General features: G+C 66.9%; 1 protein-coding gene. It reads right to left on the reverse strand.

Annotated features, from left to right (window positions below; genetic code table 11):
* A partial coding sequence (locus SB660_RS21870) for a hypothetical protein (RefSeq protein ID WP_410584536.1) occupies positions 1-257 on the reverse strand: 257 nt, incomplete at both ends.

Consider the following 257-nt stretch of genomic DNA (forward strand, 5'->3'; position numbering starts at 1 on the left):
TGGGTTCCGCAGACTTGCGGAGCGGTCCCTTCGAGATGTCGTCGATGAGCCAGACGCCGTCCACTTTCGTCAGCGAGTACTCACGCGGCTGGGCGAACTCCGCGCCGAGGTCGACGTCGAGCTCGTGCAGGTATCCCTCCGAGGCCTCGACGATGGCGAAGAGCGACTCGAAGCCCACGGTCGCGTGCAGGCGATCGGTTCTCGGTGACGACCGCTCCGGCGGCGATGACGCTGTGGTGGCCGATGTCGGCGCCCAT

Source organism: Bacillus sp. SIMBA_005 (assembly GCF_046535585.1).
GTDB lineage: Bacteria > Bacillota > Bacilli > Bacillales > Bacillaceae > Bacillus > Bacillus pumilus.